This is a genomic window from Plantactinospora sp. B6F1 (assembly GCF_040120695.1).
GTDB lineage: Bacteria > Actinomycetota > Actinomycetes > Mycobacteriales > Micromonosporaceae > Plantactinospora.
The window spans coordinates 18,693-38,031 of the sequence record NZ_JBEEAC010000010.1 but is presented as its reverse complement, the minus strand read 5'-3'; the positions used below and the strand labels follow the sequence as shown (position 1 = coordinate 38,031).

The window sequence follows — 19,339 nt, the reverse complement described above, 5'->3', positions numbered from 1 at the left end:
GGTACCCAGCCTATCCGCCGTAGGACCGCAGGGCGTCGATAGCCCGGACGGTGACGTCCTCCACCGGCCCGGTGGCGTCGATGCCGACGAGCTTGCCCTGTGCGCCGTAGTAGTCGATCAGCGGTGCGGTCTTGTTGGCGTACTCGCGCAGCCGCTCGGCGATCGTCTCGGCCTTGTCGTCGTCCCGCTGGAACAGCTCGCCGCCGCACCGGTCACAGATGCCCGCCACCGAGGGGGCGTCGAACTCGATGTGCCAGACCTTTGCACAGCCCCGGCAGGTACGCCGGCCGGAGAGCCGCCGGATCACCTCGTCGTCGTCGACGACCAGTTCCATGACCAGGTCCAGCGCGGTGCCGAGATCAGCCAGCAGCTTGTCCAGCGCCGCCGCCTGCGGGGTGGTCCGAGGGAATCCGTCGAGCAGGAAACCCTCGGACGCGTCCGGGCTGGCGAGCCGGTCCCGGACCATGTTGATGGTCACTTCGTCGGGCACCAGCTTGCCGGCGTCCATGTAACGCTTGGCCTCGACTCCGAGGGGGGTGCCCTGCGAGACGTTGGCCCGGAAGATTTCCCCCGTCGAAATCTTGGGCACAGCGAGGTGGGCGGCGATGAACTCGGCCTGGGTCCCCTTGCCCGCCCCGGGGGGACCGACCAGAACGAGTCGCATCTACCGCAGGAACCCTTCGTAGTTCCGCTGCATGAGCTGGCTCTCGATCTGCTTCACGGTCTCCAGCCCGACACCGACCATGATCAGTACGGCGACGCCACCGAACGGGAAGTTCTGGTACTGCTGGCTGTCCAGCCAGATGAAGAAGAAGTTCGGCAGGATGGAGATCAGACCCAGGTAGAGGGCACCGGGGAGGGTGATCCGGCTCAGGATGAAGTCCAGGTAGTCGGCCGTCGGCTTGCCGGGCCGGATGCCGGGGACGAACCCGCCGTACTTCTTCATGTTGTCCGCGACCTCGGTCGGGTTGAACGTGATCGAGACGTAGAAGTACGTGAAGAAGATGATCAGCAGGAAGTACACGCTGATGTAGGTCGGGCTGTCCGGCTGCACCAGGTGGTTCTGCACCCAGGTCTGCCAGTCGTTCAGGTTGTTCTGGTCGAAGAACTGGAGCAGCAGCGAAGGTAGGTACAGCAGCGACGAGGCGAAGATGACCGGAATCACACCCGCCTGGTTCACCTTCAGCGGGATGTAGGTGGAGGTGCCGCCGTACATCCGCCGGCCGATCATGCGCTTGGCGTACTGCACCGGGATGCGGCGCTGGGCCTGCTCGATGAAGACGACCGCGGTGATGACGACCAGGACCAGGACCAGGACCAGCCCGAACATCCCCCAGCCCTTGTTGTTCTTGATGGTCCAGCCTTCGCTGGGCAGCCGGGCCGCGATCGAGGTGAAGATCAGCACCGACATGCCGTTGCCGACGCCCCGGTCGGTGATCAGCTCGCCGAGCCACATCACCACGCCGGTGCCGGCGGTCATCGTGGTCACCAGGATGGAGACGGTCAGCCAGTTCGGCAGGCCGGTGCCCTCCGGAATGATCGGGAACTCCTGGCACATCCCGTTGAAGAGCTGACCGGAGCGGGCCAGCGCCACGAAGGCCGAGGCCTGCAGGACACCCAGACCGAGGGTCAGGTAACGGGTGTACTGCGTGATCTTCGCTTGACCTGCCTGGCCCTCCTTGCGGAGCTGCTCCAGCCGCGGGATGACGACGGCGAGCAGCTGCAGGATGATCGAGGCGGTGATGTAGGGCATGATGCCCAGCGCGAAGACCGACAGCGACAGCAGCGCGCCGCCGGAGAAGAGGTTGAGCAGGTTGAAGACACCGTTGCCCTCGCCCGACTCCATGGTCTGGATGCACTTCTGCACGTTGCCGTAGGAGACGCCCGGGCTGGGCAGCGTCGCGCCGAGCCGGTAGACCGCGATGATGCCTACTGTGAACAGCAGCTTCTTGCGCAGGTCAGGCGTGCGGAACGCACTGAGAAAGGCGGAGAGCAACTTCTTCCTCCTGCGCGAGGCGGCCGCCGATGGTGCATGGCGGGACGGGGTGGTTGTCGGGCGATCGACCCGAACCCATAGCTGGGATCGGACTCTAACAGTCCGGAGCGCTCTCGGGCAGATCCACCCGGAGAACATTCACCGCTTACGATGTTAACGGGGGGATTGGCCCGTTAGTAAGCCGGGCGCCCGCCAGTTGCGCTGAACGGGCGAGCGCCTCGACCACGACGTCCTACAGCTCCGTCACCGAGCCGCCGGCAGCGGTGATCTTCTCCTTGGCCGACGCGCTGAACGCGTGCGCCGACACCTGGAGGGCGACCCCGCCCAGCTCCCCGGTACCGAGAACCTTCACCGGCTGCCCCTTGCGGACGGCGCCGGCCTGGACCAGCTCCTGCGGACCGACCTGGCCGCCCTCCGGGAACAACTCGGCGAGCCGGTCCAGGTTGACCACCTGGAACACGACCTTGAACTTGTTCTTGAAGCCCTTCAGCTTCGGCAGCCGCATGTGGATGGGCATCTGCCCGCCCTCGAAGGCCGCCGAGATGTTCTTCCGGGCCTTGGAGCCCTTGGTACCGCGACCGGCGGTCTTCCCCTTCGAGCCCTCACCGCGACCCACCCGGGTCTTCTCGGTCTTGGCCCCGGGAGCCGGACGCAGGTGGTGGACCTTGATCGTCATTACTCGACCTCCTCGACCTTCACGAGGTGGCTCACGGTGAAGATCATGCCCCGAATCTCGGGGCGGTCCTCCTTGACCACCACGTCGTTGATCCGCTTGAGACCGAGCGACCGCAGCGACTCGCGCTGGTTGTGCTTGGTCCCAATGTTGGACCGGACCTGGGTCACCTTCAGGCGTGCCATCAGGCCGTCACCCCCGCCTGGGCCGCCAGCATGGCGGCCGGGGCGACGTCCTCGACCGGCAGGCCCCGACGCTTCGCGATCGCCTCCGGCGACTCCAGCCCCTTCAGGGCCGTCACCGTGGCGTGCACGATGTTGATCGGGTTCGACGAGCCGAGGCTCTTGGAGAGCACGTCGTGGATGCCCGCGCACTCCAGAACCGCTCGGACCGGCCCACCGGCGATGACACCCGTACCGGCACTGGCCGGCTTGAGCAGCACCACACCGGCGGCGTCCTCACCGGTCACCGGGTGCGGGATCGAGGAACCGATCCGCGGCACCTTGAAGAAGTGCTTCTTGGCCTCCTCGACGCCCTTGGCGATCGCCGCGGGCACCTCCTTGGCCTTTCCGTAACCCACGCCGACCGTGCCGTCGCCGTCGCCCACGACCACCAGGGCGGTGAAGCTGAAGCGACGACCGCCCTTCACGACCTTGGCAACCCGGTTGATCGCGACGACCCGCTCAAGGTGCGGCGTCTTCTCGGCGGGCGCGTTTCCGCGACCGCCCTCACGGCGGTTGTCGCGGCGACCACCCTCGTTGCCACCGGACCCGCCGCCACGGCGCTGTTGACCTGGCATCAGCAGCTTTCCTCTCTTCTCGTGACGGGGTTAGTTACGATCCTCGTCTGATTGCGCATCAAACGCCGTCAGAACTCGAGCCCGGCTTCGCGGGCCGCGTCGGCCAGCGCGGCGATCCGCCCCGCGTACTGGTTGCCACCACGGTCGAAGACGACCCTGGAGATCCCGGCCGCCTTGGCCCGCTCGGCGACGAGCGCGCCGACCTTGCCGGCCAGGGCGCTCTTGTCGCCCTCGGTACCCCGGATCGAGTCGTCCATGGTCGAGGCGTAGACCAGCGTGTGGCCCCGGCCGTCGTCCACGATCTGCGCGGTGATGTGCCGCAGCGAGCGGGTGACCACGAGTCGCGGCCGCTCGGCGGTGCCGACGACGGTCTTGCGCACCCGGAAGTGCCGACGCGCCCGCCCGACGGCGCGCTTGGCGGCGACCCCGCGGCGACGCTTGAGCAGTGTGGCGGTCACTTCTTACCTGCCTTTCTCCCGACCTCGCGGCCGGCGGACGACTTCGCCCCGGAACCGGCGGTCACTTCTTGCCCGCCTTTCCGGCCTTGCGGCGAATCACTTCGCCCTGGTACTTAACGCCCTTGCCCTTGTACGGCTCCGGCGGACGGATCTTCCGGATGTTCGAGGCCACCTCGCCGACCTGCTGCTTGTCGATGCCGGCCACGTGGAACAGGGTGGGCCGCTCGACGGTGAAGGTGATCCCGGGCGGGGCCTTGACCTGCACCGGGTGCGAGAACCCGAGCGCGAACTCCAGGTCGCTGCCCTTGGCGGTGACCCGGTAACCGGTGCCGGCGATCTCCAGGGTCTTGCGGTAGCCCTCGGTGACTCCGACGATCATGTTCGCCACCAGCGTACGGCTCAGGCCGTGCAGCTCCTTGGCCTCGCGCTCGTCGTTCGGCCGGTTGACGTGCAGCTGGCCGTCCTCGCCCCGCTCCACCGTGATCGGCGCGGCCAGGGTGTGCGACAGCTCGCCCTTCGGCCCCTTGACCTTGACGGTCGAGCCGTCGATGGTCACCTCGACGCCGGCCGGTACCGGGATCGACTTACGTCCAATACGCGACATTATCGATCGTTTCCTTCGTTCGCGACTGCGGGGCTCCGCTTCGCTGCGCTCCTCGCGCTCACGGCATGCCTCCGTTACCAGACGAAGGCGAGGACTTCCCCGCCAACGCTCCGCTTGCGAGCCTGCCGGTCGGTCAGCAGTCCCTGGGACGTCGAAATGATCGCCACGCCCAGTCCGCCGAGCACCCGCGGGAGCCCGTCCGACTTGGCGTACACCCGGAGGCCGGGCTTGGACACGCGCTTGATGCCGGCCAGGCTCCGCTCCCGGTTCTGGCCGTACTTAAGCTCGACGACCAGTCGCTTGCCGACGGCGCCCTCCTCGGGCTCCTCGACCGACCAGGTCGCGATGTAGCCCTCGGACTTGAGGACCTCGGCGATGTTCGCCTTGATCTTCGAGTAGGGCATCGTCACCCGGTCGTGGTACGCCTGGTTGGCGTTACGCAGACGCGTCAGCATGTCTGCGATCGGGTCGGTCATCGTCATGGATCTCGTCAGCCTTTCTCGCCGGGGTTCCCGGGGCACTGGCCCGGGCCTACGGCGTTGCGATCCTCGCCCCGGATATCGGTCGGGACGTGGCTGGGCCCAAAGCGGGTGGCGGTGCGGTCCTCGCTCCGCCACCCACGGATGGGGCGCAGGGTCACCAGGAAGCCTTCGACACGCCGGGCAGCTCACCGCGGTGCGCCATCTCCCGGATGCAGACCCGGCAGAGGCCGAACTTGCGGTAGACCGCCTTCGGCCGCCCGCAACGCTGGCAGCGGGTGTACGCGCGAACCGAGAACTTCGGCTTCGCGGCGGCCTTGAGGATCAGCGCCTTCTTCGCCATATCAGTCCTCAGTTCTCCTTGTTTCGATCCGTCACGGCTGCTCAGCTCTCCTTGAACGGGAAGCCGAGGAGCTTGAGCAGTGCCCGGCCCTCGTCGTCGGTCTTGGCGGTGGTCACCACCGTGATGTCCATGCCCCGCACGCGGTCGATCCGGTCCTGGTCGATCTCGTGGAACACCGACTGCTCGGTCAGGCCGAACGTGTAGTTGCCGTGTCCGTCGAGCTTGCGCCCGTCCAGACCGCGGAAGTCCCGGATCCGGGGCAGCGCGATCGAGAGCAGCCGGTCCAGGAACTCCCACATCCGGTCGCCGCGCAGGGTCACCTTGGCACCGATCGGCATGCCCTCGCGGAGCTTGAACTGCGCGATGGACTTGCGGGCCCGGCGGACCTGCGGCTTCTGGCCGGAGATGGTGGCCAGGTCGCGTACGGCGCCGTCGATCAACTTCGCGTCCCGGGCCGCCTCGCCGACACCCATGTTGACGACGATCTTGACCAGGCCGGGCACCTGCATCGGGTTGCCGTACTGGAACTGCTCACGGAGCTGTCCCGCGACCTCGTCGCGGTAGCGCTGCTTGAGCCGGGGCAGCGTCTTGGTCTCGGTTGCCGTCATCACAGGTCCTTACCGGTGCTACGCGCGATACGGACCTTCTGGCCGCCCTCGTCGATCCGGTACCCGACCCGCGTCGGGTTGCCGTCGGAGTCCACGACCATCACGTTCGAGACGTGGATCGCGGCCTCCTGCGTGACGATGCCACCGGTCTGCGCACCGCGCTGGGTGGTGCGGATGCGGGTGTGCTTCTTGACCCGGTTCACGCCCTCGACCAGGACCTTGTCCTGCCGCGGGTAGGCCGCGATGACCTTGCCCTTGGCACCCTTGTCCTTACCGGCGATGACGATGACCGTGTCGCCCTTCTTCACCTTCATGCCCGCGCCTCCCTCCGGTCGGCGCGCGCCTGAAGCTTGCACCTACTGCGCTTGCTGGTTCCCTCGCTGCGCTCGGTCACGGTTACAACACCTCCGGCGCGAGTGAGATGATCTTCATGAACCGCTTGTCCCGCAGCTCACGGCCAACCGGGCCAAAGATACGGGTACCTCGCGGGTCGCCACCATCCTTGATGATCACGGCCGCGTTCTCGTCGAATCGGATGTACGAGCCGTCCGGCCGCCGCTTCTCCTTCGCGGTGCGGACGATGACCGCCTTGACGACGTCGCCCTTCTTCACACCGGCTCCGGGAATGGCGTCCTTGACCGTGGCCACGATGACGTCGCCGATGCCCGCGTAGCGCCGACCGGAGCCACCGAGTACCCGGATGCACAGGATCTCCCGGGCGCCCGTGTTGTCGGCGACGCGCAGTCGCGACTCCTGCTGAATCACGTCTATCTCCTATGTCTGCCAGTTCTCAGCCGGCGGTTCATCCGGCCTGCCTTCGTCGACCGAAGTCCCGTGCCGGCTGAGCTTGGCGGAACCCTGAGCCTGCGGTACGGCTCTTACTTGGCCTTCTCGAGGATCTCCACAACCCGCCACCGCTTGGTGGCGGACAGCGGACGGGTCTCCATGAGCAGCACCCGGTCGCCCACACCACACGCGTTCTGCTCGTCGTGCGCCTTCAACTTGCTGGTGCGGCGCATGACCTTGCCGTACAGCGCGTGCTTGACCCGGTCCTCGACCTCGACGACCACGGTCTTCTCCATCTTGTCGCTGACCACGAGGCCCTCCCGGACCTTGCGCTGGGCCCGCGCCTTCGCAGTGCTGGTTTCCTCGCTCATGACTTCCCCTCGCTTCGCTCGGTGAAGTCACGAGGCTCCACCGCACTGAGCCTGATGATTCGCTCGCTGCGCTCGCTCATGATGCAGTCACCTCAGTCGGCGCGGCCGAAAGCCCAAGCTCACGCTCACGCATGATCGTGTAGATCCGGGCGATCTCCCGGCGGATGACCTGGAGCCGACGGTTGTTGTCCAGCTGACCGGTCGCCGCCTGGACGCGGAGGTTGAACAGCTCCGCCTTGGCCTCCCGGAGCCGGCTCACCAGCTCCTCCTCGGAGAGCTCACGCAGCTCGCTGGCCTTCACGCCCGCGGCCATCAGCTTTCACCCACTTCGCGCGTCACAATGCGGCACTTCATCGGGAGCTTGTGGATCGCGCGACGCATCGCCTCTCGCGCGATCTGCTCGTTGGGGAAGGACATCTCGAAGAGCACCCGCCCCGGCTTCACGTTGGCCACCCACCACTCGGGCGAACCCTTACCGGAACCCATCCGGGTCTCGGCCGGCTTCTTGGTCAGGGCCTGGTCCGGGAAGACCGTGATCCAGACCTTGCCGCCACGCTTGATGTGCCGGGTCATCGCGATACGGGCCGACTCGATCTGCCGGTTGGTCACGTACGCGGGCTCGAGCGCCTGGATTCCGAACTCGCCGAACACCACCCGGTTGCCGCCCTTCGACGCGCCGTGGCGGTCGGGGTGGTGCGGCTTGCGGAAGCCCTTCGGGGGCTTGCGCGGCATCAGCATCTGTCAGCCCTCCTGCGCTGAGCTGTCCGTTCCGGCGGAACCCGCCGGAGTCGCCGCGGCGGTAGCCGGCGCGGCGCTGTCGTTCGTCGCCTCGGCGGGCGGACCGGTGATCCCCGCGGCTGCCGCCCGGCCCGCGTCGGTGCCGCCCGGCGTGGTGCCGGAGGAACCGGAGCGGCCGCGACGCGGCCGATCGGGCCGGTCGCCACGCTCACGGCGTGGACGCGCCGGACCGGTCTCGGCCGGGGCCTCCCGACCGGGTACGGCGTCGCCCTTGTAGATCCAGACCTTCACGCCGATCCGGCCGAAGGTGGTCCGGGCCTCGAAGAAGCCGTACTCGATGTTGGCCCGCAGCGTGTGCAGCGGCACCCGACCCTCGCGGTAGAACTCGGTACGGCTCATCTCGGCGCCACCGAGCCGGCCGGAGACCTGCACCCGGATGCCCCGCACGATCGGGTTCTTCATCGCGGACTGCATGGCCTTGCGCATCGCCCGCCGGAAGCTGACCCGGCTGGAGAGCTGCTCGGCCACGCCCTGCGCGACGAGCTGCGCGTCCGACTCCGGGCTCTTCACCTCGAGGATGTTGAGCTGCACCTGCTTGCCGGTCAGCTTCTCCAGCTCGCCACGGATCCGGTCGGCCTCCGCACCCTTACGGCCGATGACGATGCCCGGCCGAGCGGTGTGGATGTCGACCCGGACCCGGTCCCGGGTCCGCTCGATGTCGACCTTGGAGATGCCGGCCCGCTCCAGGCCCTTGGACATCATCCGCCGGATCTTGACATCCTCGGCGATGTAGTCCTTGTAGAGCTTGTCCGCGTACCAGCGGGACTTCCAGTCGGTCGAGATGCCGAGCCGGAACCCGTGCGGGTGAACCTTCTGACCCATTACTCGGCACCCTCCGTCTTGCTCTGCGTCTGGCCGCCCTCGGTCGCCGGCTCGGTCGACTCGGTCGCCTTGGCCGACTCGTTCGACTCGTTCGACTCGTTCGACTTGGCCGGCTCGGTCGACTTGGTCGACTTGGCCGGAGCGGCCTTCTTCGCCGCGCCCCGCCCGGCCGGCGCCGACGGCGCGACGGCCTCCACCACGATGGTGATGTGACAGGTCCGCTTGCGGATCCGGTACGCCCGGCCCTGCGCGCGCGGCTGGAACCGCTTCATCGTCGGGCCCTCGTCCACGAACGCCTCGCTGACGAGCAGCGCGTCGGGGTCCAGCCGCTCGTTGTTCTCCGCGTTGGCGATCGCGCTCGCGAGCACCTTGTACACCTGCTCACTCGCCGCCTGCGGCGCGAACTGCAGCACCGTGAGCGCCTCCTTCGCGGGCAGACCGCGGACGAGGTTGACCACCCGGCGCGCCTTGGTCGGCGAGATGCGCACGTGTCGCGCAACCGCCCGCGCGCCCGGAAGCACCGGAGCGTCGCCCTTTACTGGCATCGCTGAAACCCCTTGATCCTTTATCCGTGGTCGGCGCTCAGCGCCGGCGGCTCTTCCGGTCGTCCTTCTCGTGACCCTTGAACGTGCGGGTCAGCGCAAACTCACCGAGCTTGTGCCCGACCATCGCCTCGGTGATGAACACCGGGACGTGCTTGCGCCCGTCGTGCACGGCGATCGTGTGCCCGAGCATGTCCGGGATGATCGTCGAACGGCGCGACCAGGTCTTGATGACGTTCTTCGAGCCCTTCTCGTTCTGCGTCTCCACCTTCTTGAGCAGGTGGTCGTCGATGAACGGGCCCTTCTTCAGGCTGCGAGGCATGTCTACCTATCTCCCTTAGCCGCGCTTACGGGTGGCGTAGCGGCGGCGGACGATGAGGCGGTCGCTCGCCTTGCCCTTCTGCCGGGTACGACCCTCGGGCTTACCCTGCGGGTTCACCGGGTGACGACCACCGGAGGTCTTACCCTCACCACCACCGTGCGGGTGGTCGACCGGGTTCATCGCCACACCACGGACGGTCGGGCGGCGGCCCTTCCAGCGCATCCGGCCGGCCTTGCCCCAGTTGATGTTTGACTGGTCGGCGTTGCCGATTTCGCCGATGGTGGCCCGGCAACGCACGTCCACCCGCCGGATCTCACCGGAGGGCATCCGCAGCGTCGCGTACGCGCCCTCCCGGCCCAGCAGCTGGATGCCGACGCCGGCCGAGCGGGCCAGCTTGGCACCACCGCCGGGACGCAGCTCCACCGCGTGGATGCTGGAACCGACCGGAACGTTGCGCAGCGGCAGGTTGTTGCCCGGCTTGATGTCGGCGCCCGGACCGGACTCGACCCGGTCGCCCTGCTTCAGGTCCTTCGGCGCGAGAATGTACCGCTTCTCGCCGTCGGCGTAGTGCAGCAGCGCGATCCGCGCGGTGCGGTTCGGGTCGTACTCGATGTGCGCGACCTTCGCCGGCACGCCGTCCTTGTCGACCCGCTTGAAGTCGATCAGACGGTACTGCCGCTTGTGCCCGCCACCGTGGTGCCGGGTGGTGATCCGGCCGTGGGCGTTGCGTCCGCCCTTCTTCGGCAGCGGGACCACCAGCGACTTTTCCGGGGTCGACCGGGTGATCTCGGCGAAGTCGGCGACGCTGGAGCCACGCCGGCCCGGCGTCGTCGGCTTGTACTTACGGATAGCCATTGTCTATACCCCTCAGCTGACCGGGCCGCCGAAGGCCTCGATACGGTCACCGTCAGCCAGCTTCACCATCGCCCGCTTGGTGTTCTTGCGCTTGCCGTACCCGGTGCGGGTGCGCTTGCGCTTGCCCTCGCGGTTGAGGGTGTTCACCGTCAGGACGCGCACGTCGAAGATCTGCTGGATCGCGATCTTGATGGCGGTCTTGTTGGCGTCCGGGTGCACCAGGAAGGTGTACCAGTTCTTGTTCAGCTCGCTGTAGCTCTTCTCGGAGACGACCGGCGCGAAGATGATGTCCCGCGGGTCGGCGATGGTGCTCACTTGTCGCTCTCCTCACCCTGCGCCCCACCGCGGACACCCAGGAACTCGTCCAGGGCCTCCTTGGTGAAGATCACGTCGTCGGCCACCAGCACGTCGTACGTGTTGAGCTGGCCGGCCTCCAGCAGGTGCACCCTGGGCTCGTTGCGCAGCGAGAGCCAGTTCAGCTCGTCGGTGCTGCTGAGCACCACCAGCACCCGCTTGGCCTCGGTCGCCTTGCGCAGCGTGGCGAGGGCTGCCTTGGTCGACGGCTTGTCGCCGCTGACGAAGGCCTCGACCACGTGCACCTGACCGCCGCGGGCACGGTCCGAGAGGGCGCCCCGCAGCGCGGCGACCTTCATCTTCTTCGGGGTCCGCTGGCTGTAGTCGCGCGGGACCGGACCGTGCACGACGCCACCGCCGGCGAACTGCGGCGCCCGGATCGAACCCTGCCGGGCCCGACCGGTGCCCTTCTGCTTGTACGGCTTCTTGCCGCCGCCGGCGACCTCGCCACGGGTCTTGGTCTTGTGCGTGCCCTGCCGCGCGGCGGCGAGCTGAGCGACCACGACCTGGTGCATCAGCGGAATGTTCGCCTGCACGTCGAAGATCTCGGCGGGCAGCTCGACGGAGCCGCTCTTGGTGCCCTCGACGGTCAGCACGTCAACGGTGGTCACTGTGCTCGTCCTCCGTTCGCGACTGCGGGGCTCGCAAGCTCACTCCTCGCGCTCACTGTGCTCGTCCTCCGTTCGCGGCTGCGGGGCCCGCAAGCTCTACTCGCATCCCGGCGCGGGCGCGTGCCACGTGAGCCGCCTCGAAACGCTCGCTCCTCGCGCTCACTGGGCCGCACCGCCCTTCTTCGCGAAGACCTTCGCGGCCGAGCGGACCAGCACCAGCGCGCCCTTGGGGCCGGGGATGGCGCCGCGGACCAGCAGCAGGTTGTTCTCGGGGTCCACCGCCTGGATGGTGAGGTTCTGCACGGTGTAGCGCGCGCCACCCATCCGGCCGGCCATCCGGGTGCCCTTGAAGACGCGGCCCGGGGTCGCGCAGGCGCCGATCGAGCCGGGCGAGCGGTGCTTGCGCTCGACACCGTGACTGGCGCGCAGACCGTGGAAGCCGTGCCGCTTCATCGGACCGGCGAAGCCCTTGCCCTTGGTCCGGCCGGTCACGTCGATCGCCGTGCCCACGGGGAACGCGTCGACGCTGACCTCCTGGCCCAGCTCGTAGTCCGAAGCGTCGGTGGTGCGCAACTCGACGATGTGCCGGCGCGGCGCCACGTTGGCCTTGGCGTAGTGGCCGCTGACCGGCTTCTTGACCTTCCGGGGGTCGACCACGCCGTACGCCAGCTGGACCGCGGAGTAGCCGTCCTTCTCAGCGGTGCGGACCTGGGTGACGACACACGGTCCGGCCTGCACCACGGTCACCGGGACAACCTTGTTGTTGTCCCAGACCTGGGTCATGCCGAGCTTGGCGCCCAGGATGCCCTTCACTTGCCTGTCCATTAGTCCGGTCCCTACAGCTTGATCTCGATGTCGACGCCAGCCGGCAGGTCGAGGCGCATGAGCGAGTCGACCGTCTTGGGGGTCGGGTCGATGATGTCGATCAGACGCTTGTGCGTGCGCATCTCGAAGTGCTCACGCGAGTCCTTGTACTTGTGCGGCGAACGGATCACGCAGAAACGGTTGATCTCCGTGGGCAGCGGCACCGGGCCCGCGACCTGAGCCCCGGTACGCGTCACCGTCTCAACGATCTTGCGCGCCGAGGAGTCGACCACCTCGTGGTCGTACGCCTTGAGCCGGATGCGGATCTTCTGTCCCGCCATGGTGGCCTCTGTTCCTTCTCTTCGCCTTGTCCGTCCCGCCCGCTCCAGCGGAGCCGCTCTCCCGGAGGGGAGCGGGATGTTCCATGCCGGGCTCGGGCGCTGCCCAGTTCCCGTGCTTTCCGACCCCCGCGGTCGGGCGTGTCGCACCCCGAGGCCGGACTCCACTCCCGGAAAGTCCGAGGCGGTCCCACCCGTGCGGGAAATATCGGGGCGCCGAAGATAGATCAACTACCTCCGGACGCCCAGCAAGGGTGGTTGACTGCTGGGCAGCCAACCACCCCGCCGGTACGCAACCTGACCAGTATGCCGTACTACCGCACGGCAACGCTAATCGGGGTTACCTGAATTACTTTACGATCTTCGTGACGAACCCGGCGCCGACCGTCCGGCCACCCTCACGAATCGCGAACTTGAGGTTCTCCTCCATCGCGATCGGCTGGATGAGCTTGACCGACATCGTGGTGTTGTCACCCGGCATGACCATCTCGGTGCCCTCGGGCAGCGTGACGACGCCGGTAACGTCCGTGGTCCGGAAGTAGAACTGCGGACGGTAGTTCTGGAAGAACGGGGTGTGCCGGCCGCCCTCCTCCTTGGAGAGGATGTAGACGGTCGCCTCGAACTCCGTGTGCGGGGTGGTGGTGCCGGGCTTGACGACCACCATGCCGCGCTCGACGTCCTCGCGCTTGATGCCCCGGAGCAGCAGGCCGACGTTCTCGCCCGCGCGGGCCTCGTCGAGCAGCTTGCGGAACATCTCGATGCCGGTGCAGACCGTCTTCTGCGACTTCTCGCGGATACCGACGAGCTCCACCTCCTCGTTCGGCTTGAGCACGCCACGCTCGGCGCGGCCGGTGACCACGGTGCCCCGACCGGTGATCGTGAAGACGTCCTCGATCGGCATCAGGAACGGCTTGTCGGTCTCGCGCTCGGGCTGCGGGATCGCGGTGTCGACCGCGGTCATCAGCTCCAGGAGCCGCCCGGTCCACTCCGGGTCGCCCTCCAGGGCCTTCAGCGCCGAGACCCGCACGACCGGCAGGTCGTCGCCGGGGTACTCCTGCGACGAGAGCAGCTCGCGGACCTCGAGCTCGACGAGCTCCAGCAGCTCCTCGTCGTCCACCATGTCGCTCTTGTTCAGCGCCACGACGATGTACGGCACGCCGACCTGACGGGCCAGCAGCACGTGCTCGCGGGTCTGCGGCATCGGGCCGTCGGTCGCGGCCACCACCAGGATCGCGCCGTCCATCTGCGCGGCACCGGTGATCATGTTCTTGATGTAGTCAGCGTGACCGGGGCAGTCGACGTGTGCGTAGTGCCGCGCCTCGGTCTGGTACTCGACGTGCGAGATCGAGATCGTGATACCCCGCGCCTTCTCCTCCGGCGCGTTGTCGATCTGATCGAACGGCGTGTACGGGTTCAGTTCCGGGTACTGGTCGTGCAGGACCTTGGTGATGGCCGCCGTCAGCGTCGTCTTACCGTGGTCGATGTGACCAATGGTGCCGATGTTGACGTGCGGCTTAGTCCGCTCGAACTTCGCCTTCGCCACTGGTGTCCTCCTGTGGACTTCTTGGTTCGTACGCCCGGCACGCCATTCGGCGCTCAGGACTCTGTCGACAGCCTTTCCGACCGAGGTTCCCGGCCGGGAAGTCATGTGGGTCTTGCGGCGGTGAAACCTTCAGGCCCGGTCTAGCAGCCCGGCCCGTGGACGCCGCGGGCGAGATTACCCGCCCGCCGCGCTCGCGGTATCACCGGCCCGGCCCCGGATCAGTGCGCGTTTCCGCTCACTCACCCGTCGCCTTCGCGATGATCTCCTTCGCCACGCCCGCGGGGACCTCGGCGTAGGAGTCGAACTGCATGCTGTAGCTAGCCCGGCCCTGGGTCTTCGACCGCAGGTCGCCGACATAGCCGAACATCTCCGACAGCGGCACCAGAGCCCGGACGATGCGAGCGCCGCTGCGCTCCTCCATCGCCTGGATGATGCCTCGGCGGGAGTTGAGGTCGCCGATCACGTCGCCCATGTTCTCCTCGGGCGTGGTGACCTCGACGGACATCATCGGTTCGAGTAGTGCCGGGTCGGCCTTGCGGGCCGCCTCCTTGAGCACCATCGAGCCGGCGATCTTGAAGGCCATTTCCGAGGAGTCGACCTCGTGGTACTGACCGTCGAGCAGGGTCAGCTTCAGGCCCACCAGCGGGAAGCCGGCGAGGATGCCGTACTGCATGGCGTCCTGGGCACCGGCGTCCACCGAGGGGATGAACTCCTTCGGGATCCGCCCACCGGTGACCGCGTTCGCGAACTCGTACGTCGGCGAGTCGTTCTCCAGCGGCAGCGGTTCGAGGCTGACGATGACCCGGGCGTACTGCCCCGAACCACCGGTCTGCTTCTTGTGGGTGTACTCGATCTTCTCCACCTTGCGGCGGATGGTCTCCCGGTACGCCACCTGCGGCTTGCCGATGTTCGCCTCGACGTTGAACTCGCGGCGCATCCGGTCCACCAGGATGTCCAGGTGCAGCTCACCCATGCCGGAGATGACCGTCTGGCCGGTCTCCTCGTCGAGCTTCACCCGGAAGGTCGGGTCCTCCTCGGCGAGCCGCTGGATGGCGGTGCTCAGCTTCTCCTGGTCGGCCTTGGTCTTCGGCTCGATCGCGACCTCGATGACCGGCTCCGGGAAGGTCATCGACTCCAGGATGACCGGGTTGGCCGGGTCGCAGAGGGTGTCGCCGGTGGTGGTCTGCTTCAGACCCTGCACCGCGATGATGTCGCCAGCCTTGGCGGAGCTGCGCTCCTCCCGCTTGTTGGCGTGCATCTGGTAGATCTTGCCGACCCGCTCCTTGCGGTCCTTGGTGGAGTTGACCACCTGGGACCCGGACTCGACCACGCCGGAGTAGACCCGGAAGTAGGTCAGCTTGCCCAGGTGCTTGTCGGTCTGGATCTTGAAGGCGAGACCGGAGAACGGCTCCGACGTGGAGGGCTTGCGCTGCATCGGGGTCTCGCCGTCGGTCGCAGTACCCTCTATCGCCGGGATGTCCAGCGGCGACGGCAGGTAGGCGACCACCGCGTCGAGCATGGGCTGTATGCCCTTGTTCTTGAACGCGGTGCCGCAGAACACCGGGTTTGCCTTGCCGGCGACGGTCGCACGCCGGATGGCGGCGTGGATGTCCTCGGCGGAGATCTCCTCGCCCTCCAGGTACTTCTCCATCACCGAGTCGTCGACGTCGGCAAGGGTCTCCAGCAGCTTCTCGCGCCATTCGGCGGCGCTCTCCGCCAACTCTGCCGGGATCTCCTCGATCGCGTAGTCCTCACCCTTCTGGGTCTCCCCGCGCCAGGTGAGGGCGCGCATGCCGATCAGGTCCACCACGCCGATGAAGTCGGACTCGACGCCGATCGGCAGCTGCAGGACCAGCGGCGTGGCGTTGAGCCGATCGATCATCATCTGCACGCAGCGGAAGAAGTCCGCGCCGGTGCGGTCCATCTTGTTGACGAAGCACATCCGCGGGACGTTGTACTTGTCGGCCTGGCGCCAGACGTTCTCCGTCTGCGGCTCCACGCCGGCGACACCGTCGTAGACCGCGACCGCACCGTCCAGGACGCGCAGCGACCGCTCCACCTCGACAGTGAAGTCGACGTGGCCGGGCGTGTCGATGATCTGGATCGTGTGGCCCTTCCACTCGCACTTCGTGGCGGCGGAGGTGATGGTGATACCGCGCTCCTGCTCCTGCTCCATCCAGTCCATGACGGCGGCGCCCTCGTGGGTCTCGCCGATCTTGTAGGTGATGCCGGTGTAGAACAGGATCCGCTCGGTGGTAGTGGTCTTACCGGCATCGATGTGCGCCATGATGCCGATGTTGCGTACGTTGGCGAGCGCGTCTGCGGCGGCCACTTCAATCCCTACTTGTCGTCTCGTCAGTGTGATCGCGACCGGTGCCGGGCGCCGGCGCGGCAGACCGCGCCGGAACCCGGATGGCCGTTACCAGCGGTAGTGCGCGAAGGCCTTGTTGGACTCAGCCATCTTGTGGGTGTCCTCACGCCGCTTCACGGCGGCGCCAAGACCGTTGCTCGCGTCCAGCAGCTCATTCATCAGCCGCTCGACCATCGTCTTCTCCCGGCGGGCCCGGGAGTAGGTGACCAGCCAGCGCAGGCCCAGGGTGGTGGCACGCTGCGGCTTGACCTCGACCGGCACCTGGTAGGTGGCGCCACCTACCCGGCGGCTGCGGACCTCCAGGGTCGGCTTCACGTTGTCCATCGCCCGCTTGAGCGTGACCACGGGGTCGGTGCCGGACTTCTCCCGGCAGCCCTCCAGGGCCTCGTAGACGATGCGCTCGGCGAGCTGGCGCTTGCCGCGGAGCAGGATCTTGTTCACCAGCTGGGTGACCAGCGGGGAGTTGTACACCGGGTCCGCGACCAGCGGCCGGCGCGGAGCAGGGCCCTTACGCGGCATGTCAGCTCTTCTCCTTCTTCGCGCCGTAGCGGCTGCGGGCCTGCTTGCGGTTGCGGACACCCTGGGTGTCCAGCGAACCGCGGACGATCTTGTAACGCACGCCCGGAAGGTCCTTCACCCGGCCACCGCGGACCAGCACGAGGGAGTGCTCCTGGAGGTTGTGCCCGACGCCCGGGATGTAGGCGGTCACCTCGATCTGGCTGCTGAGCTTCACCCGAGCGACCTTGCGCAGCGCGGAGTTCGGCTTCTTGGGGGTAGTGGTGTACACGCGCGTGCACACGCCGCGCCGCTGAGGACTCCCCTTCAGCGCCGGCGTCTTGGTCTTGCTCGTCTTCGCCTGGCGGCCCTTGCGGACCAACTGCTGGATCGTGGGCACCGGGTTTTCCGCTCCCTTCGGCCGCCCTCTGCGACCGCGCCGTGTGTCTTAGCCGTCCTCATGGACGGCTCTCTTACCTTCCCACCAGGGCCGCGTCGGTACGGTCCCGGCACCCGCGGTCGGGCGTGTCGCCCGCTCACGGTTCCCGCCGCCACTCGTCGACGCCGGATTCCCAGCTCGCCGACACGCCGCTCGGGCGTAGCCGACTCGTTTCGACTTTGTCGTGGGTTGCTCGATTGTCACCACGTGTCGATTGCCACCACGTGGACTCGGGCACACGCACGAGTTGCCCGGGCAGGCCCGGGCACGAGAGGAAAGAGTACCTACCGTGAGTGGGCACGTCAAAACAGGACTCCAGAGGTTGTCCACCAACCTCCGGCCAGGCCCGGATCTCCGCGTCGCTCCCGAGAAGCACTGCCGGTTTTCAAGTGTACCGGCTGATTCCGCCCTCGGCCCGTCGGCCCGGCAAGCCGACAAGCCACTCGTCCCGCCGACCCTCCGCGAGGCGCTCAGCCCAGTTGCAGCAGCACCGCCACGACCAGCGCGACCACCGTCAGGGCCAGGCCCGCGCCGGCACAGCTGAGGCCGGCGATCGCCAGGCCCCTCCCGGTGAACCGGACCGGCGGTGCAGTGGGACCCGGTGCCGCCCCGGGCGCGACCCGGCGGCGACCGGGCCAGGGCGCCCGGCCGGTGGGCGAGGTCTGCCGGCGCCCCAGTTCGCCGAGCAACACTCCGGCCACGCCGAGCAGCCCGGCGAGCAGCGCGAAGGCGCCCGCCACCCAGCCACCCCAGTCCGCCGGACTGCTGCCGGCGAGCCCGAGGCAACCGGAGGTGAAGGCGACCAGCACGGATCCGCCCCCGGTCACCAGCGAGGCCACCGCCGGGCCCGACGTCACCGGGGCAACCTCGAGGTGCACCAGACCGAACGGCGTACCCGGGACCGCATCCACCCGGCTGGGTGCCCGCAGCGACTCCCGGGGCGGCGCCGGCACCCCGGTCGCTGCGCCGCCGCCGGCCAGCCCGGTCGTCCCGGAGTACGCCATCGGCACACCACCGCCCGTCGTCGCGGCCCGGAGCGGCTCCGCCACCGGGTACCCGACAACGCCGGCTGTCACCGGGGACGGGTGCGCGGTCGGGGACGGGTGCGCGGTCGGGATCGGCCCGGCGGGCGGGGGCGCCGATGTCGGGGCGGTAGGGGGCCCGGACCAGACCGTGCCGTGAGGTCCCGGCCCGGCACCGGATCCAGCGGGCGCGGGGCGGGACCATTCGCTGGCCGCCCCGGTCGGCTCTGCCGGACCGCCGGTCGGCGATCCCACGGCAGCCGTGGGCAACGTGTACGAGGGCTCGTGATAGCGAGGCTCGTGCCCGGCGGCCTCCCCCGGCGTCCCGGCGGCCTCCCCCGGCGTCTTGTCCGCCGCACGCTCCACCCCGGGTGGCTGCGCCTCCTCCGTCACGGAACTCCCCCTGGAAACCACCGAGCCGCCAACCACGGCGGGATCGACCGGCCGAGGATGATCCGTCGACCGGGTCCGACACATCGTGCCAAGGTCAGGTTACCGCCGCGCGGCCAATCGCCACCGGCCCGGATTATGGTCAGTCGACCCCGGGCGCGAAGTCCTGGCCGACCGAACCGTCGGCCAGCCTGACCACGCCGATCACGGTCGCCACCACCACCGCGGTCGCGGCCAGCGCGACTCCGGCCCAGGCCAGCCGCTCGCCGCGGCGCAGCCAGGCCGCGCCGGTCAGATAACCCCCCGAGGCGTACGCCTCCCGGCGGGCCTGCCGCGCGAGCAGCATCGCCACCGTCGCCGGGACGATGCCCCCGACCAGTGGGCCGGTCAGCAGCGCCATCAGGCCGAGGGCGAAAACCGTCCGTGACTTGGTGGAGGGCACCGGATCCGGGTCGAGCGGATGGCGGGTGGCCGGGCCGGCGGCCGGCATGGCGGTCACCACGCCAGCCTACCCAA

Annotated in this window: 28 protein-coding genes and 1 pseudogene; all 29 read right to left on the bottom strand. The window is 68.2% G+C overall.

What is annotated here, in order from left to right; genetic code table 11:
- Window positions 1–10: 10 nt before the first annotated feature.
- Window positions 11–664 (bottom strand): adenylate kinase, encoded by a 654-nt coding sequence (locus ABNF97_RS15455; RefSeq protein ID WP_130461969.1) that lies wholly within the window; start codon window positions 662–664, stop codon window positions 11–13.
- Window positions 665–1,996, bottom strand: coding sequence for a preprotein translocase subunit SecY (gene secY / locus ABNF97_RS15450; protein WP_130461968.1), 1,332 nt, complete (start codon window positions 1,994–1,996; stop codon window positions 665–667).
- A gap of 232 nt (window positions 1,997–2,228) precedes the next feature.
- A complete protein-coding gene (gene rplO, locus ABNF97_RS15445) occupies window positions 2,229–2,672 on the bottom strand; it encodes a 50S ribosomal protein L15 (RefSeq protein ID WP_101368131.1) in 444 nt (147 codons plus the stop codon).
- The gene (rpmD, locus tag ABNF97_RS15440) at window positions 2,672–2,854 is read right to left on the bottom strand and encodes a 50S ribosomal protein L30 (RefSeq protein ID WP_130461967.1); all 183 of its coding nucleotides are present in this window, start codon (window positions 2,852–2,854) and stop codon (window positions 2,672–2,674) included. The genes rplO and rpmD overlap by 1 nt, the downstream gene beginning before the upstream one ends.
- On the bottom strand, window positions 2,854–3,468 hold the full coding sequence (rpsE, locus tag ABNF97_RS15435) for a 30S ribosomal protein S5 (protein WP_130461966.1): 615 nt from the start codon (window positions 3,466–3,468) through the stop codon (window positions 2,854–2,856). Before rpsE ends, rpmD begins: the two co-directional genes overlap by 1 nt.
- A 68-nt stretch (window positions 3,469–3,536) precedes the next feature.
- Window positions 3,537–3,926, bottom strand: a complete 390-nt coding sequence (rplR, locus tag ABNF97_RS15430) for a 50S ribosomal protein L18 (RefSeq protein ID WP_130461965.1) — start codon at window positions 3,924–3,926, stop codon at window positions 3,537–3,539.
- 61 nt (window positions 3,927–3,987) lie between these two features.
- The gene (rplF, locus tag ABNF97_RS15425) at window positions 3,988–4,530 is read right to left on the bottom strand and encodes a 50S ribosomal protein L6 (RefSeq protein ID WP_130461964.1); all 543 of its coding nucleotides are present in this window, start codon (window positions 4,528–4,530) and stop codon (window positions 3,988–3,990) included.
- A gap of 74 nt (window positions 4,531–4,604) precedes the next feature.
- The gene (gene rpsH, locus ABNF97_RS15420) at window positions 4,605–5,012 is read right to left on the bottom strand and encodes a 30S ribosomal protein S8 (protein WP_018784557.1); all 408 of its coding nucleotides are present in this window, start codon (window positions 5,010–5,012) and stop codon (window positions 4,605–4,607) included.
- 154 nt (window positions 5,013–5,166) lie between these two features.
- Window positions 5,167–5,352 (bottom strand): type Z 30S ribosomal protein S14, encoded by a 186-nt coding sequence (locus ABNF97_RS15415; RefSeq protein ID WP_007073023.1) that lies wholly within the window; start codon window positions 5,350–5,352, stop codon window positions 5,167–5,169.
- A 41-nt stretch (window positions 5,353–5,393) separates the two neighbouring features.
- On the bottom strand, window positions 5,394–5,963 hold the full coding sequence (rplE, locus tag ABNF97_RS15410) for a 50S ribosomal protein L5 (protein WP_130461963.1): 570 nt from the start codon (window positions 5,961–5,963) through the stop codon (window positions 5,394–5,396).
- Window positions 5,960–6,274, bottom strand: a complete 315-nt coding sequence (gene rplX, locus ABNF97_RS15405; protein WP_130461962.1) for a 50S ribosomal protein L24 — start codon at window positions 6,272–6,274, stop codon at window positions 5,960–5,962. The genes rplE and rplX overlap by 4 nt, the downstream gene beginning before the upstream one ends.
- A gap of 82 nt (window positions 6,275–6,356) precedes the next feature.
- A complete protein-coding gene (rplN, locus tag ABNF97_RS15400) occupies window positions 6,357–6,725 on the bottom strand; it encodes a 50S ribosomal protein L14 (protein WP_116067066.1) in 369 nt (122 codons plus the stop codon).
- 113 nt (window positions 6,726–6,838) lie between these two features.
- A complete protein-coding gene (gene rpsQ, locus ABNF97_RS15395; RefSeq protein ID WP_130461961.1) occupies window positions 6,839–7,117 on the bottom strand; it encodes a 30S ribosomal protein S17 in 279 nt (92 codons plus the stop codon).
- Window positions 7,118–7,193: 76 nt separating this feature from the next.
- Complete coding sequence (gene rpmC, locus ABNF97_RS15390; protein ID WP_130461960.1) at window positions 7,194–7,430, bottom strand: 50S ribosomal protein L29; 237 nt, start codon at window positions 7,428–7,430, stop codon at window positions 7,194–7,196.
- Window positions 7,430–7,855, bottom strand: coding sequence for a 50S ribosomal protein L16 (gene rplP, locus ABNF97_RS15385; RefSeq protein ID WP_088647000.1), 426 nt, complete (start codon window positions 7,853–7,855; stop codon window positions 7,430–7,432). Before rplP ends, rpmC begins: the two co-directional genes overlap by 1 nt.
- Before the next feature lie 3 nt (window positions 7,856–7,858).
- The gene (rpsC, locus tag ABNF97_RS15380; RefSeq protein ID WP_349338947.1) at window positions 7,859–8,737 is read right to left on the bottom strand and encodes a 30S ribosomal protein S3; all 879 of its coding nucleotides are present in this window, start codon (window positions 8,735–8,737) and stop codon (window positions 7,859–7,861) included.
- Between the two features lie 86 nt (window positions 8,738–8,823).
- Window positions 8,824–9,282 (bottom strand): annotated as a pseudogene (rplV, locus tag ABNF97_RS15375) (50S ribosomal protein L22); the annotation flags it as partial.
- Between the two features lie 37 nt (window positions 9,283–9,319).
- A complete protein-coding gene (rpsS, locus tag ABNF97_RS15370) occupies window positions 9,320–9,601 on the bottom strand; it encodes a 30S ribosomal protein S19 (protein WP_101368142.1) in 282 nt (93 codons plus the stop codon).
- A 15-nt stretch (window positions 9,602–9,616) separates the two neighbouring features.
- Window positions 9,617–10,456 carry a 50S ribosomal protein L2 gene (gene rplB / locus ABNF97_RS15365; protein WP_130461957.1) on the bottom strand — a complete coding sequence of 280 codons (840 nt, stop codon included), beginning with the start codon at window positions 10,454–10,456 and terminating at the stop codon, window positions 9,617–9,619.
- Between the two features lie 12 nt (window positions 10,457–10,468).
- On the bottom strand, window positions 10,469–10,771 hold the full coding sequence (rplW, locus tag ABNF97_RS15360) for a 50S ribosomal protein L23 (RefSeq protein WP_101368144.1): 303 nt from the start codon (window positions 10,769–10,771) through the stop codon (window positions 10,469–10,471).
- Window positions 10,768–11,421 (bottom strand): 50S ribosomal protein L4, encoded by a 654-nt coding sequence (rplD, locus tag ABNF97_RS15355; protein WP_130461956.1) that lies wholly within the window; start codon window positions 11,419–11,421, stop codon window positions 10,768–10,770. The genes rplW and rplD overlap by 4 nt, the downstream gene beginning before the upstream one ends.
- Before the next feature lie 159 nt (window positions 11,422–11,580).
- Window positions 11,581–12,246 carry a 50S ribosomal protein L3 gene (rplC, locus tag ABNF97_RS15350; RefSeq protein ID WP_130461955.1) on the bottom strand — a complete coding sequence of 222 codons (666 nt, stop codon included), beginning with the start codon at window positions 12,244–12,246 and terminating at the stop codon, window positions 11,581–11,583.
- A gap of 11 nt (window positions 12,247–12,257) precedes the next feature.
- A complete protein-coding gene (rpsJ, locus tag ABNF97_RS15345; protein ID WP_007073037.1) occupies window positions 12,258–12,566 on the bottom strand; it encodes a 30S ribosomal protein S10 in 309 nt (102 codons plus the stop codon).
- 346 nt (window positions 12,567–12,912) lie between these two features.
- Entirely contained in the window at window positions 12,913–14,106 is a 1,194-nt protein-coding gene (tuf, locus tag ABNF97_RS15340; protein ID WP_130461954.1) for an elongation factor Tu, read from the bottom strand.
- A 235-nt stretch (window positions 14,107–14,341) separates the two neighbouring features.
- The gene (gene fusA, locus ABNF97_RS15335) at window positions 14,342–16,438 is read right to left on the bottom strand and encodes an elongation factor G (RefSeq protein ID WP_130461953.1); all 2,097 of its coding nucleotides are present in this window, start codon (window positions 16,436–16,438) and stop codon (window positions 14,342–14,344) included.
- Between the two features lie 87 nt (window positions 16,439–16,525).
- On the bottom strand, window positions 16,526–16,996 hold the full coding sequence (gene rpsG, locus ABNF97_RS15330) for a 30S ribosomal protein S7 (RefSeq protein WP_101368149.1): 471 nt from the start codon (window positions 16,994–16,996) through the stop codon (window positions 16,526–16,528).
- A gap of 1 nt (window position 16,997) precedes the next feature.
- Window positions 16,998–17,372, bottom strand: a complete 375-nt coding sequence (gene rpsL / locus ABNF97_RS15325) for a 30S ribosomal protein S12 (protein WP_101368150.1) — start codon at window positions 17,370–17,372, stop codon at window positions 16,998–17,000.
- A gap of 509 nt (window positions 17,373–17,881) precedes the next feature.
- Window positions 17,882–18,487, bottom strand: a complete 606-nt coding sequence (locus tag ABNF97_RS15320; protein WP_349338945.1) for a hypothetical protein — start codon at window positions 18,485–18,487, stop codon at window positions 17,882–17,884.
- Between the two features lie 478 nt (window positions 18,488–18,965).
- The gene (locus tag ABNF97_RS15315) at window positions 18,966–19,313 is read right to left on the bottom strand and encodes a hypothetical protein (RefSeq protein WP_130465818.1); all 348 of its coding nucleotides are present in this window, start codon (window positions 19,311–19,313) and stop codon (window positions 18,966–18,968) included.
- Between the last annotated feature and the right edge of the window lie 26 nt (window positions 19,314–19,339).